Annotated in this window: 16 protein-coding genes; 14 read left to right on the top strand and 2 right to left on the bottom strand. The window is 53.8% G+C overall.

The genetic code is table 11. The features are described from left to right. Positions 1 to 25 precede the first annotated feature (25 nt). Positions 26 to 418, bottom strand: a complete 393-nt coding sequence (locus B1748_RS05355) for a cupredoxin domain-containing protein (protein WP_087566809.1) — start codon at positions 416 to 418, stop codon at positions 26 to 28. A 546-nt stretch (positions 419 to 964) separates the two neighbouring features. After that, complete coding sequence (locus B1748_RS05350; RefSeq protein ID WP_087566808.1) at positions 965 to 1,324, bottom strand: phage holin family protein; 360 nt, start codon at positions 1,322 to 1,324, stop codon at positions 965 to 967. A gap of 214 nt (positions 1,325 to 1,538) precedes the next feature. Between B1748_RS05350 and B1748_RS05345 the strand changes: the two genes are divergently transcribed. The 14 genes from B1748_RS05345 to B1748_RS05280 all read left to right on the top strand — a co-directional run bounded on the left by B1748_RS05345 (position 1,539) and on the right by B1748_RS05280 (position 15,835). Next, positions 1,539 to 3,905, top strand: a complete 2,367-nt coding sequence (locus B1748_RS05345) for an endonuclease MutS2 (protein ID WP_087566807.1) — start codon at positions 1,539 to 1,541, stop codon at positions 3,903 to 3,905. 12 nt (positions 3,906 to 3,917) lie between these two features. Continuing rightward, a complete protein-coding gene (locus tag B1748_RS05340) occupies positions 3,918 to 4,346 on the top strand; it encodes a DUF350 domain-containing protein (RefSeq protein ID WP_087566806.1) in 429 nt (142 codons plus the stop codon). Positions 4,347 to 4,672: 326 nt separating this feature from the next. Next, complete coding sequence (locus B1748_RS05335) at positions 4,673 to 5,206, top strand: hypothetical protein (RefSeq protein ID WP_087566805.1); 534 nt, start codon at positions 4,673 to 4,675, stop codon at positions 5,204 to 5,206. 116 nt (positions 5,207 to 5,322) lie between these two features. Next, positions 5,323 to 6,579, top strand: coding sequence for an MFS transporter (locus B1748_RS05330; protein WP_256975534.1), 1,257 nt, complete (start codon positions 5,323 to 5,325; stop codon positions 6,577 to 6,579). A gap of 63 nt (positions 6,580 to 6,642) precedes the next feature. Then, a complete protein-coding gene (cysK, locus tag B1748_RS05325; protein WP_087566804.1) occupies positions 6,643 to 7,563 on the top strand; it encodes a cysteine synthase A in 921 nt (306 codons plus the stop codon). Between the two features lie 140 nt (positions 7,564 to 7,703). Next, positions 7,704 to 8,816: an endospore germination permease gene (locus B1748_RS05320; protein ID WP_087566803.1), complete on the top strand. Its 1,113-nt coding sequence runs from the start codon at positions 7,704 to 7,706 to the stop codon at positions 8,814 to 8,816. Further along, a complete protein-coding gene (locus B1748_RS05315) occupies positions 8,785 to 10,338 on the top strand; it encodes a spore germination protein (protein WP_087566802.1) in 1,554 nt (517 codons plus the stop codon). Before B1748_RS05320 ends, B1748_RS05315 begins: the two co-directional genes overlap by 32 nt. Beyond that, complete coding sequence (locus tag B1748_RS05310; RefSeq protein ID WP_087566801.1) at positions 10,335 to 11,492, top strand: Ger(x)C family spore germination protein; 1,158 nt, start codon at positions 10,335 to 10,337, stop codon at positions 11,490 to 11,492. Before B1748_RS05315 ends, B1748_RS05310 begins: the two co-directional genes overlap by 4 nt. A 96-nt stretch (positions 11,493 to 11,588) precedes the next feature. Next, on the top strand, positions 11,589 to 11,810 hold the full coding sequence (locus tag B1748_RS05305; RefSeq protein ID WP_246608550.1) for a hypothetical protein: 222 nt from the start codon (positions 11,589 to 11,591) through the stop codon (positions 11,808 to 11,810). Between the two features lie 42 nt (positions 11,811 to 11,852). Continuing rightward, on the top strand, positions 11,853 to 12,245 hold the full coding sequence (locus B1748_RS05300; protein WP_087566799.1) for a spore coat protein: 393 nt from the start codon (positions 11,853 to 11,855) through the stop codon (positions 12,243 to 12,245). Positions 12,246 to 12,346: 101 nt separating this feature from the next. Next, the gene (locus tag B1748_RS05295; protein ID WP_087566798.1) at positions 12,347 to 12,838 is read left to right on the top strand and encodes an Lrp/AsnC family transcriptional regulator; all 492 of its coding nucleotides are present in this window, start codon (positions 12,347 to 12,349) and stop codon (positions 12,836 to 12,838) included. Positions 12,839 to 12,856: 18 nt separating this feature from the next. Further along, positions 12,857 to 14,071, top strand: coding sequence for an aminotransferase class I/II-fold pyridoxal phosphate-dependent enzyme (locus B1748_RS05290; protein WP_087566797.1), 1,215 nt, complete (start codon positions 12,857 to 12,859; stop codon positions 14,069 to 14,071). Between the two features lie 66 nt (positions 14,072 to 14,137). Next, positions 14,138 to 14,761 (top strand): cob(I)yrinic acid a,c-diamide adenosyltransferase, encoded by a 624-nt coding sequence (locus B1748_RS05285; protein ID WP_087566796.1) that lies wholly within the window; start codon positions 14,138 to 14,140, stop codon positions 14,759 to 14,761. Positions 14,762 to 14,779: 18 nt separating this feature from the next. Then, on the top strand, positions 14,780 to 15,835 hold the full coding sequence (locus B1748_RS05280) for an RluA family pseudouridine synthase (RefSeq protein ID WP_306299312.1): 1,056 nt from the start codon (positions 14,780 to 14,782) through the stop codon (positions 15,833 to 15,835). Positions 15,836 to 15,997: the final 162 nt, after the last annotated feature.

Genomic DNA, 15,997 nt, shown 5'->3' with positions numbered 1-15,997 from the left:
TCCGGGTAAATGGTATTTGGTGCTGTTAGGTAACGACCAGCTTCGCTTTCATCTTGGCATGGCCGCCGCCGCATGGCACGTTGCAAATGATATCGTAAGTGCCTGGCTTGTCGAATTGAAGCGTAACGGATTCGTTGTTGCCAATCGTATGTTTGGTCTTCAAAATTTGCACGCCGTGAACGCCGCCAACGGACTTCAATGTCAGAGCAACCGGCTCTCCAGCCTTGATCTGATACTCCTGCTGATCAAATTTCCAATCGGATGCGGTCACAACGACTTCGGAAGCCGGCTCTACGGCAGCATCAACGGCTACCACATCCCCGCTATTTCCGCCGTTGCTTCCCCCGCTATTGGCTCCGCAAGCCGCGATGACCAGAGCCAATGTTAGAATGGATGCGAATACGATCCATTTTTTCATAATCGATATCCCCTTTCAGCCTTAAAGTTCGAGTTCAAAAAGTTCGGTTTTCAGCACAATAGCGTATGCTTCCGATGCTGCGTTTTTTTCAAAAACGCTGTAGAAGATGGAATGCAAGTAGAAACTGAGGAGCGGAGCGTAGTGGAAGCTACGTGAGCACCTGCAATGTTTCCGGAGGAAACATACTTCGAAAGCATTCGCTTAGTTTCGTTTGCGTTCCATATTCGATGTCGAGTAGGCTTCATGGCATACTTCGTGATCAAAAGCGGACTTTTTGAACAACCTCTTGAATGGCTATAAATATTCTTACCCTTTCATTGTATCCTAATATTGGACATGATAAAGGAGAACAGGTGACAACTCCTTGACAAAGGATTGACAAAATTGTTAGCAAGGTGAAACGGCTCCGCGTCCTCTTCCTATATAATAAAAAAGAAAACAAACCTTTGCCCCTTTTTCTGGCAGGCAAAGGTTTGTCATCCGGCAGCGATCTTGCTGTCCATTGCGTTGCGGCGATCATCGCGATCGGCGCGGGCGAAGCTCTGATTAATCGTGGCGATTGCGACCGGCTTCATAAGGCGTGCTTACCGGGATAAACAAATCGATAATCCCGATAACAAGCGCGGCCAGAATCGCGCCGAGCCAAGTGACAGTGACGCCTCCGACGATGAACTGGGCAAGCCAGATGACGACCGCGCTGGCTATGAAGCCGACGATGCCGCGACCGAAAGGCGTAACCTTTTTGCCGAAGATGCCTTCGATAATCCAGCCCAATGCTGCGATGACAAGCGCCAGGAAGAAGGCGCTCCAGAAGCCTCCCACGCTGAACTGCGGCACGATAAACCCTACGAGCATCAAGACAAGCGCGGAAACGATAAACCTAACGACATGGCCTAGAAAAGTCACATGCATTACCTCCTTCGTGGAATGGTGAAGCTGCAGGCGAAGCCATATAAAGTCTGCCCTGAAACAGGAGATGGAACGGTTGCTGCTGAACTTAGTATGGTCATAATTTCATCAATTCATGTGAAGGCGGCAATACCCGTATTCAAAGATGCGCCGAATCGTGCATCGCGTTCAAGGTTCGGCTATAATAAAAGGGCGAGAGGAGTGTTATTTGTTGGATTCCAAAATATTGACAACGCTTGAGTATCCCAAAATTATAGATAAATTAACGAAGCATGCCAGCACGTCGCTGGGCAAAAGCATCGCGGAGGCGCTGCAGCCGGAAACGAAGCTCGAGTCCGTGAAGGCGCTGCTGCAGGTAACGGACGAAGCTTATGCGGCCGACAGACTTAAGGGCAGCGCGCCGTTCGGCGGCATCGTCGATATCCGTCCGTCCTTGCTTCGCGCTAGAATCGGAGGCACCTTAAATCCCGGAGAGCTGCTCGATATCGCCTCGACTGCACGCGGCGGCCGCAGGGTGAAACGTCATATCGAGAGCATTCACGACGAGCATCCGCTTCCGATGTTGTCCACGACGGCATCCGGCCTTGCGGAGCATAAGCCGCTGGAAGACGCCATCCTGGACTGCATCGACGAGAACGGGGAAGTGCTGGATCATGCCAGCCCGGAGCTTGCTTCGATCCGAAGGGAGCTGCGGAGCGGCGAGGGGCGCATTCGCGAGAAACTCGAGAATATGATCCGCTCGTCAAGCGTGCAGAAGATGCTGCAAGACACGTTGATTACTTTGCGCAACGACCGTTATGTCATTCCGGTAAAGCAGGAATATCGCGGCAGCTTTGGAGGGATCGTACACGATCAATCCGGATCGGGCGCCACTCTTTTTATCGAGCCGGAAGCTATCGTAGCGATGAACAACAAGCTCAGAGAGACGCGGGCAGCCGAAACGCGCGAGATTGAGAAAATTTTACAGAAGCTTACGGCCCAAGCCGCCGATCATGGGGAAGAGCTGCTGATCGATCTGGAGCTGCTGGCCGAGCTGGACTTCGCGTTCGCGAAAGCAAGAATGGCGCACGAGATGAAGGCAACCCAGCCTCGAATGAACGACAGAGGGTTTTTGAAGCTGAAGCGCGGCCGGCATCCTCTGATCGATAAGGATAAGGTCGTTCCGCTCGACGTCGAGCTCGGCAATAACTACACGGCTATTATCGTGACGGGTCCCAATACGGGAGGCAAGACGGTATCGCTCAAAACAGTGGGCCTGTTAAGCCTGATGGCAATGTCGGGATTGTTCGTGCCAGCCGAGGATGGCAGTCAGTTATGCGTCTTTGATGCCATCTACGCGGATATCGGCGACGAGCAAAGTATCGAGCAGAGCCTCAGTACGTTCTCCAGCCATTTGACGAACATCATTCGCATTTTGGGCTCCATGACCGCCAAGAGCCTTGTGCTGCTGGACGAGTTGGGAGCAGGAACGGACCCCGCGGAAGGATCCGCTCTGGCGATTGCGATTTTGGAGCATATTCATGCTCGGGGCAGCCGTATTATCGCGACGACGCATTATAGCGAGCTCAAGGCTTATGCTTATAATCGCAAGTCGGTCATTAACGCCAGCATGGAGTTCGACATCGCGACCTTAAGTCCAACATACCGGCTTTTGGTCGGCGTGCCGGGACGAAGCAATGCGTTTGCGATCGCGGAGAGGCTGGGCCTGCAGCGTTCTATTATCGATCATGCGCGAGGCGAGGTCAGCGAAGAGGATCTGCGCGTGGAGAACATGATCGCGTCGCTGGAGGAGAACCGGATCAGCGCCGAATCGGAACGTCAGAGCGCGGAGGCGCTGCGGAAGCAGATGGAGGCGCAACGCGCGAAGCACGAGGAGGAGCGTCTTCGCTTCGAGGAACAGAAGGAGAAGCTGCTGCTGAAGGCGCAGGAAGAAGCAAGGGAGGCTGTCGCCAAGGCGAAGCGGGAGGCGGAGGTCATTATCGCCGACTTGCGCAAGCTGGCGATGGAGGAGGGCGCTTCGGTCAAGGAGCATAAGCTGATCGAAGCAAAGCGGAAGCTTGATGAGGCGTCTCCGCAGGTACAGACCAAGAAAGTCAAGTCGGCGGGCAAACAAGGCAAGATCGAGCCTGGCGACGAGGTAATGGTGTACAGCTTGAACCAGAAGGGCTCCGTGCTCGAGGTGCACGGCTCGGACGCCACCGTACAGCTTGGCATTCTAAAGATGAAGGTCGCGCTGGATGATATGGAGCTGCTCAAGCCGAAGGCGGCCGACGCTGCCAAAGCCGTTCAGCCTAAACAGTCAGGGGCGAGCTTGAACCGCACACGCGACGATAACGTCAAGATGGAGCTGGATCTGCGCGGCGAAAGCCTGGAGGAAGCCATCATGGAAGTGGACCGGTTCCTGGACGAGTCGTTCCTGTCGGGATTCGGTCAGGTTTATATTATTCATGGCAAGGGGACGGGCATTCTTCGCACGGGCATCCAGCAGTATTTGCGCAAGCACACCCATGTGAAGAGCTTCCGGAACGGCAATTACGGCGAAGGCGGCATAGGGGTTACAGTTGCCGAGCTGAAGTAGGAGGTTTGGGTAATGAAGGAATCGGAGATCGATAAGCTGCTTAACAATCCGTATGCGTCCTCGCTGGTATTCGTATCCGTCACCGTGCTGTCGCTGATCGTTTTTCTGTCGGTGTTCGAGCTGGTGACGAAGTACAAGTGCTGGGACGAGATCAAGCGAGGCAACGTGTCGGTGGCTATGGCAACCGGGGGCAAAATATTCGGCATATGCAATATCTTCCGCTTCTCCGTCGAAGCGAACGACAGCATCTACGAAAGTCTGATCTGGGGAGCGTACGGCTTTATTATTTTGCTCGTGGCGTACTTCCTGTTCGAGTTCCTTACCCCCGTCTTCCGGATCGACGAGGAGATCTCGCGCGACAACCGTGCGGTCGGGTTGATCGCCATGATCATCTCCGTATCGCTTTCCTACATCATCGGAGCCACCGTCATCGTCGACTAGAGAGGTAGTTCAAAAAGTCCGCTTTCCATTACGAAGTATTTCTAGAAGCTTATTCGACATCGAATATTGAATTCAGCCGAAACTTCCGGTACTCACGTAGCGCTGCTACGCTCCGTTCCTCAGTTTCTAGCTTCATTCAATCTTCTCGGTACTGAAAACCGAAATTTTTGAACTTTTATTTTGTATTGAATTAGGGGGTTTTCCCGAAGATGAAGTATCTTTGGATTACGCTGCTTGTCGTGGCGATATTGTTTTTTGTGGTCGGTATTATTTACGTTATGAATACTTGATGGATGTTAGATGAGAATTGAAGGAGAACTGTAGCGATGGAAGAAAAGCAAATTTGTCCTTGGTGCCAGACGGAGATTACTTGGGATGAGGAGATTGGGCCGGAGTCTCATTGCCCGCATTGCGAGAACGAACTGAGCGGCTACCGCACGATGAACATCGGCATCGGAGACGGCGGGGAAAGTGACGACGTAGATGAAGAGGACATGGATCTTCCGGAATGGAACGACACGGACGACGATAGCGAAGCGGATTGGGCCGCCGAGCAGGAAGGGTACATAGGAACTACCAGAAGCACTTTAGCAGCGCAAGGCGTCATTCAGGAGATCACGGAGGCGCAGTACGAGGTTCCGGAATGTCCAAACTGCAGGGAATATATGTTGGAAGCGGGGACGCAAGTTCTGGGCGGAGAAGGTTTCGTGCCAGCTGCGCCCGAGGTCATTGGAGAACCGTTTCTGCCATCGCCATTCCGTATAATCTGGTACGTCTGTCCATCCTGCTTCGCAACATCTTCGCAGCTGAGTGCCAGTGATCGGGAGTATATGATGGGCAAGCTGTCCGAGCGGGAATAGAAGCCGTCAGGAGGGCAGCTTCCAAGATTGGACGGGCATAGTGAGCGGCAATCGGGGCATCTTACAAAACATATTTACGATGGCCGCAGGATAAAGCTGCGGCAGGAGGTTATGTTTTGGCGAAATTAGACAAACAAGCTGCCCTGCTTCTGATCGTCCAAGCGATGTACGGCGTAGCGAACGCGCTCTCGGGAACGTTTGTGCCGGTCTATCTATGGAAGGCAAGCGAGTCGTATATGCTGATCGGCTGGTTTACCTTCGCCCAATTTGTACTCGGCGGACTTACCTTTTGGGTCGTGGGCAAGTGGGTAAAGGAGCACAACAAGATGAACAGCCTGAGGGTCGGCATCGCGCTCTCGGGCGTATTCTATTGCGCTGTGTTGCTGCTAGGCACGGCCGCCAAGACATGGGCCGTCCCGCTTGGCGCCCTTAACGGCATTGCGATGGGCATGTTCTGGATTGCCTGCAACGTCGTTTACTTTGAAGTAACAGAACCGGACACGCGGGATTCCTACAATGGATGGGCTGGTCTTCTTGGTTCCACGGCAGGCATACTGGCGCCATGGATATCGGGCTTGCTGATTACGACCATGCAGGGAGAGAAGGGATACCGTCTCATTTTTACCCTTTCGCTTGCCATCTTCGCGGCCAGCGTCGTGCTAAGCTTCTGGTTGAAGAAACGCAAGGCCGAAGGAACTTATGATTGGCTGTACGGCTTGAGGCAGCTCTCCACGAAAGGAAATTCATGGAGGCGAATGTTCCCGGCCATCGTGGCGCAAGGCGTGCGGGAGGGCGTGTTTATGTTTCTCGTGGGTCTGACGGTCTATATTGCCACAAGGGATGAAAGCAAGCTAGGTACGTATTCGCTTATAACGTCCTTTGTTGCATTGATCAGCTTTTGGGCGGTGGGCAAATGGCTGAAGCCGCATCGGCGTTTGACGGGCATGCTGATCGGTGTCGTTATGATCAGCCTGGTCATCCTGCCGTTGTTCTGGCAGGTCTCGTATACGACCTTGCTGATGTTCGGTATCGGCACCTCTTTGTTCATGCCGCTGTACATTATCCCGATGACGTCCCGTGTTTTCGATCTAATCGGCGAATCCAGGGAAAGCGCAAGCCATAGAGAGGAATTCGTCGTGTTAAGGGAAGCGGGATTGACGCTTGGACGTATGGCAGGTTTGTCGGCATATCTCATTGTTTTGCCGATTACGGATTCGCCGAGAGCGATCACATGGCTGCTGTTGGGAGTCGGCGTCGTGCCGATCGCGGGCTGGTGGTTCATTCGTCCATTCCTGCAAGAACAGCATAGCGATGTGCGAGAAGGGAACAGGAGAAGCCGCATAAAAGGGAAGGCGAAGCCGAAAACGTCATAATCAAGTTGTGACCTGCAAGACTACAATTAAAAGGCATGTAAGCAATGGGAGAAGGTTGAAACAATGGCGAGAGCAGTAAGCGATATTACGAAATTAATCGGAGAAACGCCGATCGTCCGCTTAAACCGGATCATCGAGCCCGGAAATGCCGAAGTTTATGTGAAGCTGGAGAAATTAAACCCCAGCGGCAGTGTCAAGGACCGGGCGGCATTCGCGCTTATCGAAGCAGCCGAACGCGATGGCATGATCCATCCAGGTGCAACCCTAATCGAGCCTACGAGCGGCAACACGGGAATCGGTCTCGCGATGAATGCCGCGGCTAAAGGATATAAGCTGATTCTGGTCATGCCGGATAATATGTCGACGGAGCGGATCAAGCTTCTTAAGGCTTACGGCGCAAAGGTAGAGCTTACGCCGGCAGCCGAGCGGATGCCCGGCGCTATACGCAAAGCGGAGGAGCTGCAGCGTCAACACCCGGGAAGCTTTATTCCGAATCAATTCAAAAATGGAGCGAATCCCGATATTCACCGCCGGACGACTGCGCTAGAAATTATGGAGCAGACCGGCGGCAGGCTGGATGCGTTCGTGGCAACGGCAGGTACGGGTGGTACGATAACCGGTACAGGCGAGAAGCTGAAAGAGCTGCTGCCGGAATTGTACGTCGCCGTCGTGGAGCCGCAGGGCTCGCCCGTCCTCTCCGGAGGGCAGCCAGGTCCCCATAAGCTGGTCGGCACAAGTCCCGGCTTTATTCCGGACATTCTGAATACTTCCGTTTACGACGAAATCATACAGGTTTCCGACGAGGATGCCATCAGCACGATGAGAGCGCTCGCGAGACAAGAGGGCCTGCTGCTGGGTCCATCCTCAGGCGCTTCGGTCTGGGCAGCGCTCAAAATCGCCCGGAAGCTGGGCGGAGGACGGCGCGTCGTATGTATCGCCCCGGATACGGGTGAACGATATTTAAGCATGGGCCTATTCGAGTAGCTTACAGGCGAATATATTCACGACAGCCAGCCGGTCTGCAGACCGGCTGGCTTCTTTAAATGAAAGGAAATATTCCTCAATTGCATGCATTCAGGCCACCAGTTCTGGGCAACCTTTGGTTGTAAGGAAGTGAGTGCCATATGTCAATCAAGCCGTTCGGCATATTTCCGGCCGCATGCATTATGGTTTTATCCGTTGGTCTCGTAAATCACGTACTCGTCGTACCGCTTATCTTGAGCGCCGCACGCAGAGACGCCTGGATGGCGGTTTTCGTCGCACTAATCTTCATTTTGCCCTGGACGGCCATACCGCTCTATAGAGCCTTGTCCAAGTTGCAGGGCATGCGGCTTGACCACTGGATGAAGGATCGACTCCCCTTGCCCGTCGTCTGGATATTCATTGGGTACATGATGCTGTTCGCGTTCACGACGGCAACGGAAACGCTAATCATAACAGTCTCTTGGGCGGAGACAACGTATCTTAGCAGTACGCCTCCCATAGCGGTTCTAATGGTGTTTATCGGCTTATGCGTGTTTGCGGCGAGTCTGGGGCTGCGAACGATTGCATTCGTCAGTTGCTTGCTGCTTCCCGTTGTGGTCCTTGTTGGCGACTTTGTCATGTCGGCCAATATGCCGCACAAGGATTACCGCTATCTGCTTCCCATGCTCGAGAATGGCATGTCCCCGGTCTTGCAAGCTTCGTTGTTTTCTCTTACTGCGTTCGGCGAGTTGTTCCTGCTTCTGCTTATGCAGCATCACTTCAGGTCCTCCTTCAAGCGCTGGCATCTGATTGTGCTTGTCGCCTTCCTGGCGCTGCTTGCAGTCGGACCGGTAACGGGGGCGATATCGGAATTCGGTCCCTTTGAAGCAGAGAAGATGAGGTATCCGGCTTTCTCGCAGTGGAGACTTGTCACGATCGGGCGTTATTTCGAGCACGTCGATTTTTTTGCGATCTACCAGTGGTTGTCCGGCTCGATGATTCGTATATCGCTCTGCATTTATTTGATCGCAGAGTTTAGTCCAATCGGGAGGATGAAGCGGAAAAGCATCGGCCTAGTCTTAATTGGGACGATGGTTGGCGGAGTGTCCCTGTACTGGGTCCATAATATGGTCGATTATGCTCGGGTGCTCAGATTTTCATATACCTATGGAGGCATCGTGTCTTGCACTATGGTACTCGTCGTATACGGGCTAACATTTGTTAAAGCAAGGAGGAGCGGCAATGGACGGACGGGAGCTGGATCAGCGGAATGAGACGAGCGGCAATGAAAGAAGCGAGCGAATTAGCAGAGAGAGATTCCGCGAGCTCATCGAACCGTGCAAGGACGTTTTCCAGCATGTCCTGCGCGTTCCCGACGTCGAAGACAAGTCAGGCATTCAGTGCGAATTGTATTATTGCGACGGCATGGTTGACGGTCAAATGTTCCAGATGGGTCTTATTCCTATGCTGGAAAATTGGAAGCAGCATACATCGACATTCCGTACGGGCAACGCGCACGGTTACGGATATAAGCAAACCGACGAAATCGAGGGGCGTACCGAGCATACCGCTCCATATGGCGAGTCTGCGGAATTATGGAGCCGCCATCCAAGCGATATGTTCAACGAAACAGAAGGTGACGGAGACCGGCTGTTCGAGTGCCTGTTCGCCGGCACCGTTATCCTTCTATTTTCCGATCGGGAATCGTTTTACGAGTTCAACATCGCAAGCTTGCCTTCCCGCAATCCCGAAGAATCTACAATGGAGTTATCTCTTAAGGGACCGAGGGACGGCTTCGTGGAGAAGCTGTCGGTCAATATCGCCCTGATTCGCATGAGATTGAGGACGCCAAACCTGCACGTAGAGTATTTTATCATCGGGACGGAGACCAAGACGGAGATAGGGTTTCTCTACATGATCGATCAAGCCAAACCGGAATTGGTGGAGGAGGCGAAGCGACGGCTTCGTTCCATCCTGATCCCCAGTCTGCAAGGGGCTGGAGAGCTGGAGGAGCTCATCAGCGACAGGCCCAAATCCTTGTTTCCGCTTATGAATTACGTGGGCCGTCCCGACTTCGTCGTCCATTCTCTGATGAAAGGAAGGGTCGCGATCGTTGCGGATGGCACGCCGGCCGCCCTGATTGCTCCTGGCAACATGACATTGCTCATCAAATCGCCTGAAGACGCACACCTCCCTTATTATTACGTCACGATGGAGAGGCTGCTTCGCTTTATCGGCTTGTTTGTCGCCATGTTCCTGCCTGGCTTCTGGGTAGCGATTTGTTCTTTCAATACGGATCAAATGCCATTTACTCTGCTTGCTACCGTAACCATGTCGCGAATCGGACTGCCTATCTCCGCCACGATGGAGATGTTCCTCATGCTGGGTATGTTCGAACTGTTCCGGGAAGCCGGCGTTCGGCTGCCTCGTCCTGTAGGCCAGACCGTATCTGTTGTCGGGGGACTGATCATCGGTGATGCCGCGATCCGAGCCGGGATGACATCGCCGACGATGTTGGTCGTCGCGGCTGTCTCTGCCGTGTCGACATTTACGCTGGTTAACCAATCGTTAGCCGGCTCCGTCAGCGTTATTCGGTTCTACGTACTGATTCTGTCCTCCATCTTCGGCATGTACGGCTATTTCGTATCGATGTTCTCGGTTCTGTTATACATGTGCTCGCTGGAATCATTCGGTCAGCCGTATATGGCTCCTCTGGCGCCTATTCGCTTTAAGGAAGTTGCAGCCGCCATAATTAATAAACCTTGGTCCTCTTATAAGAAAGCGAGGCGGTCATGATTACGTTATCGCGTTTGATCCGCACCGGGATTACGGCAACTGCTCTTGCTTCTATCACCATGCTTACAGGCTGTTGGGACGAAGTGAATCTGCAAGACGTTAGTTATGTGTCGGCGCTCGGGATCGATTATGTAGACGAAAAGATCGTCATCTACGGCCAGATCATCAATTTCGCTTCCGTGGCCAAGACGGAGGCTCCGGGATCAAGTCCGGCGGAGACGTGGGTAGGCACCGGCAGTGGTAATTCTACGCTGCTCGCGTTCTACGATTTGATGCGTTCTGGATATGCGACTCTTAATCTGGAGCATCTCAAGACCGTGCTCATCCATGAGCGGGCCGCAGATCAAATCGAAGATGTCTTGGACGCGCTGAATCGTCATAGGGCTTCGAGGTACACTTCGCTTATTTTTGGGACAACGGACGATATCGAGAATGTATTGAATACAGAGAACTTTTTTAACCAATCGCCGCTCTATAGCGTTCTCTACATGCCCCAGCCGCATGAAGAACAATACACGTTCATCGAACCGCTTCAGATGCAACTGGCTGTTCAGACCATAAGGGAACCGAAGGAACTTACGCTTCTTCCCGTCATCAACAGCAGCAGAATTCCTTGGAGCAAGAGGGGAAAGCCTATCCCAACCCAGCTCATATCGGGGGTGCTGGTCTACAAGGATTTTAAGTACAAGGGGTACTTCTCGGAAAAGACCGTTATAGGGCTCCGTTGGTTGAATCCGGAGTTCAAGCAAGTGTTCGTGGAGGCGGGACAGGGGGGATCGAAGGGCACCGTATCGGTCAGACATGCCAAGACCAGCCTTGAGGTCTCCAAGACGGGAGGAGATCCACGATTTACGATTACACTTAAGCTTTCGGGATCGCTAATCGAAATGGACAGCGAGATGACGAAGGAGGGAATCGAGAGTTCCATAGAAGAGCTTGTACGAGGTCAGATCCAATCGCTGTTTGATACGGGAAGGGAAAGAGGAGTCGACTTTCTGGAGCTCGAGCATTATCTGTATCGTTACCATAACCGTTATTGGCACGAACACATCGAGAAGAAAGATTGGCTTCCGAATAAAGGAACGCTTGCGGAGATCAAGGTGGAATTCAGGCTGACCGACTCCGGCAAGTTTGTTTTGAGGAAGGGAGCATAATTTGGAGGATTTGGCTCATAATACGGAAGGCAAGATAAGATGTTTGCGCTCCGAGGGCCAAACATCTTCACCATTCAGGATAAGGGAGGCTTCACCTTGTTACAGCCAATGACAGCCAAAGAACTGGAATACGTAGCGGATTCCATGTCGAACGAGGACCTGCTGATGAAGCAATGCGCATCAGTCGTAGCGGCGTCCATGACGCCGGCAATCCGCAACTGCTGCACGCAGATGATCAGCATGCATCAACAACATTACGATTCGCTGATGCATGCCATCCAGCATCATCAGCAAGTGGCTCCTACGCAGCCGCAATAAGAGGTCGGAGTCAAGCAACCAATACTTGTGGAGGGATAATCAATGAACCATCAAGCCAACAAGCAACTTTTATCGGAAGAGGATTTGGCTTCCATCGTGCTGTCCGATCTCAAGCGGGTTGTTCGCGAATATGCAACGGCAGCAACGGAATCCACATGCCCGGACATGAGACAGCTGTTTACGAAGCTGCTCAACAACACGCTAAACGCGCAAGGCCAGCTGTTTACGGCCATGCAGCAGGCGAATATGTATAATACGGCATCTCCGGCGCTTCGTCAGGAACTGGACAAGCAGGCGCAGCAGTATAAACAGACACAGCAGCAAACGAAGCAGTTCCTTCAGCAGAATCTGGGCGGTCAGCAGCAGTCCATGTATGTGCCGGCTGGCGGGCAGCAGCAGGGAAGCCAATCGCAGCATCAGTCTTATTTCAATTAGAGACCCCGTCGGGGTCTTTTCTTTTTTCCTTTGCAGGAACCGAGTATTTCTTGTAAAATATTCGTTATAACCTTGGATCGCGAGCCGGAAGGAGTAGTGGAATGACGGAACTGCAATTAAAAGTGTTGGAGCTGCTGAAGGAAGACGCCCGCAGAGACGCGGAGTTGATCGCGACGATGTTAGGCGTACCCTTGGAAGACGTGAAGGAAGCCATCGCGGCGATGGAGGAAAACCATATCATCGTGAAATACGCCACCGTTGTCAATTGGAGCAAGGTAGACGACGAAAAGGTAACGGCACTGATCGAGGTCCAAATTACGCCGGAGCGCGGCAGAGGATTCGAGGGCATAGCCGAACGCATTTATCTGTATCCGGAAGTGAAATCCGTGTACTTGATGTCCGGCGCTTACGACCTGCTTGTAGAGATCGAAGGCAAAAATTTAAAGGAGGTCGCCTCGTTCGTATCGAACAAGCTTTCGCCGATTGATGCGGTGCTGTCGACCAAGACATTTTTCATACTTAAAAAATACAAACAGGACGGCATTATCTTCGATGAGCACGAAGGTGACCATCGCTTGATGGTATCGCCGTAACATAAAAAGGTGGCGCGTATGATGAAAGAGGAGCTGGAGGTTTCCTCAGGGCTCGCCCGGCGGCAATCGATGAGCGATTATTTGTCCCCGCTGGTGAGGGGGATTAAACCGTCGGGCATCCGCCGTTTTTTTGATTTGGTAAGCACGCGCAAGGACGTCATTACACTCGGCGTAGGAGAGCCCGACTTTGTCACTCCCTGGCACGTACGAGAGGCAGCCGTCTATGCGCTGGAGACAGGCAAGACCCAGTACACGTCGAACGCCGGCATGCCCGAGCTTCGGGAAGCCATCTGCCAATATTTGGACGACTCGTTTGATATCGCATATAACCCCGCGGACGAAGTGATCGTAACCGTCGGCGGCAGCGAGGCCATCGATCTTGCGCTTCGCGCGCTGATCGCTCCGGGGGACGAGATCCTTATTCCCGAGCCTTGCTATATTTCGTATTCGCCGATAACGGCGCTTAGCGGCGGCGTTCCCGTCGGCATCGAGACGTTCTCGGCCGACGCGTTCAAGCTGACGGCGGAGTCGCTCAAGAAAGCGATCACGCCGCGCTCCAAAGTTCTTATTCTCTGTTATCCCAGCAATCCGACCGGCGGCATCATGACGTACGAGGATTGGCTGCCGATCGCGAAGGTCGTCGAGGAGAACGATCTGATCGTCATCTCCGACGAGATCTACGCGGAGCTGACCTACGGTTCGAAGCACGTAAGCTTCGCGGCGGTTCCCGGGATGAAGGACCGCACGATTCTCGTCAGCGGCTTCTCCAAGGCGTTCGCGATGACGGGCTGGCGGATGGGATATATGTGCGGACACTCCGAACTGCTGGCGGCCATGCTCAAGATTCATCAATATACGGTCATGTGCGCGCCGATCATGGCCCAATACGCGGCGCTTGAAGCTCTGCAGCACGGGCTGGAAGAAAAGGACCGCATGGTGGAGTCGTACAATCAACGTCGCCGCCTTGTCGTTAAGGGCTTCCGGGACATCGGCCTGGATTGCCACGAGCCGCAAGGAGCGTTCTACGCGTTCCCGTCTGTAGCCTCTACAGGGCTGAGCAGTGAAGTATTCGCGCAGCGGCTGCTTGAGGAAGCCGGAGTCGCTGCAGTTCCCGGCGACGTGTTCGGTCTGGGAGGCGAGGGCCATCTGCGCTGCTCCTATGCAACATCCGTCACTCAATTGACGGAGGCGATCGATCGGATCGGCAATTTCGTTCATAAGTTGAAGGGATAGGTTTCAGCAGGTCGGAGTGATGTCCGGCCTGCTGTTTGCTGTCATAGAGAGGAGCTGGGTATAGGAATGCAGCTGTATACAAGAACGGGAGACAAAGGCGAGACCTCCTTGATCGGCGGGCGAGTGCGGAAGGACGATGCCCGCGTCGAGGCTTACGGCACGATCGACGAGTTAAACAGCTTTGTCGGATTGGCGGCGGCGGAAGCTGTTAAACACGAGCAGTTGCGCGATCTGGCAGGCAGGCTGATCGATATTCAGCAGGAGCTGTTCGATTGCGGCTCCGATCTGGCGTATGCGCAGGAAGGCGCTCCGTTTAAGATGGACGGCGAGCCGGCCGTTCGTCTCGAACAATGGATGGACGGATATGTGGCGGAGTCGCCGGAGATCACGAAGTTTATTTTGCCTGGGGGCAACAGCGCCTCATCGGCCTTGCATGTCTGCCGGACGGTATGCCGAAGAGCGGAGCGCAGGGTGGTGACGTTGGCAGGCGAGCATGCTATTAACGAAGCTGTTCTCGTTTACTTGAACAGGCTGTCCGACTTTCTGTTCGCGGCGGCGCGTTACGCCAATGCCAAGCTCGGCGTGCCGGATACGGAATATGTGCGAAGCGCGAACGTGTTCCGCAAGGGCAAGGGCAAGAGCAAGAGCAAGGGAGCAACAAAAGGCAAGACCGAGGGTGAAACGGAATAGAAGAAATGAGTGCGTCAAATGGACGAACGAAACGTGGACATTACGCACGACAAAGTCGTTGGGGAGACTTGGCTTTTGGGAAAGGGGGACGAAGCGATGCCGGCTTCTGCCAAAGAATTGGACTATCGTTACTATCCGCCCCTTGAAGTGAAGGTCGACGCGCAGGACGCCGGGAAGGAAGTCCGCACGGTACTGGAGAGACGCCTCGGCGTTTCCCGCAAGCTCTTGTCCCAAGTAAAGCTGACGGAGCATGGACTGACCGTTAACGAGCTGCGAGCGTACACATCGGCCAAAGTAGCGGAAGGAGACGTCATTCGGCTGCGGATGGAGCGGGAAGAATCGGACGACATCCTGCCGGAAAACATTCCGTTCCAGATCGTCTTCGAGGACGAGAGTCTGCTCATCGTAAACAAACCGGCAGGCATGATCGTTCATCCCACGCACGGACATTACACGGGCACGCTTGCGAATGCCGTCGTGTTTCATTGGAAGTCGCTCGGCGAGAGGGTGCGCTTCCGTCCCATTCACCGGCTGGACGAAGAGACGTCGGGACTGGTCGCGATCGCAAAGACGGGGTATGTTCACCAGCAAATTTCGGAGCAGCTCCAGGCAGGTGAAGTGGATAAGCGATATCGCGCATATGTATACGGCTCGCCCGACCCGTCTAGCGGGGTCGTAAACGAACCGATTGACAGAGACAGCGACCGGCCCCATCTGCGAGTCGTTCGACCCGACGGGTATCCGTCCATTACGCATTATGAAACGGCGGAAACCTTCGGCGCGGAGCAAGAAGGGGGAGGGGCCGCGGCCTGCATCAAGCTGAAGCTTGAGACGGGCCGGACGCATCAGATCCGCGTACATATGCGCCATCTCGGCTGCCCGCTCATCGGGGACAAGCTCTATGGGCCGGACGAGGGCGGCGTAAAGAGCTGGGAGCAAGCCGTCGGCAGGCAGGCGTTGCATGCGGAGACGTTAAGTTTCGTTCATCCCTTGACGAAGCAGCGTATGGTTTGGCATGCGCCGCTGCCGCCCGAGTTGATCCGACTGGAGGCAGTGTTGCGCGGCAAGTGCTGACATCGCCACCGGGGCTCGCGAGTATGAAAAATCATACACAATGCGCACGAACAGGTGGATTCGAGCCACGCGAGTATGAAAAATCATACACAATGCGCACGAATAGGCGTCTACGAGGCACGCCAGAATGGAAACAAGCACAACAACCATAGAAAGGAGCAG

The organism is Paenibacillus sp. MY03 (assembly GCF_002165585.1).
Taxonomy (GTDB): domain Bacteria; phylum Bacillota; class Bacilli; order Paenibacillales; family Paenibacillaceae; genus Pristimantibacillus; species Pristimantibacillus agaridevorans.
The sequence above is the reverse complement of the archived record's forward strand: the minus strand, read 5'-3'. Positions and strand labels throughout refer to the sequence as shown.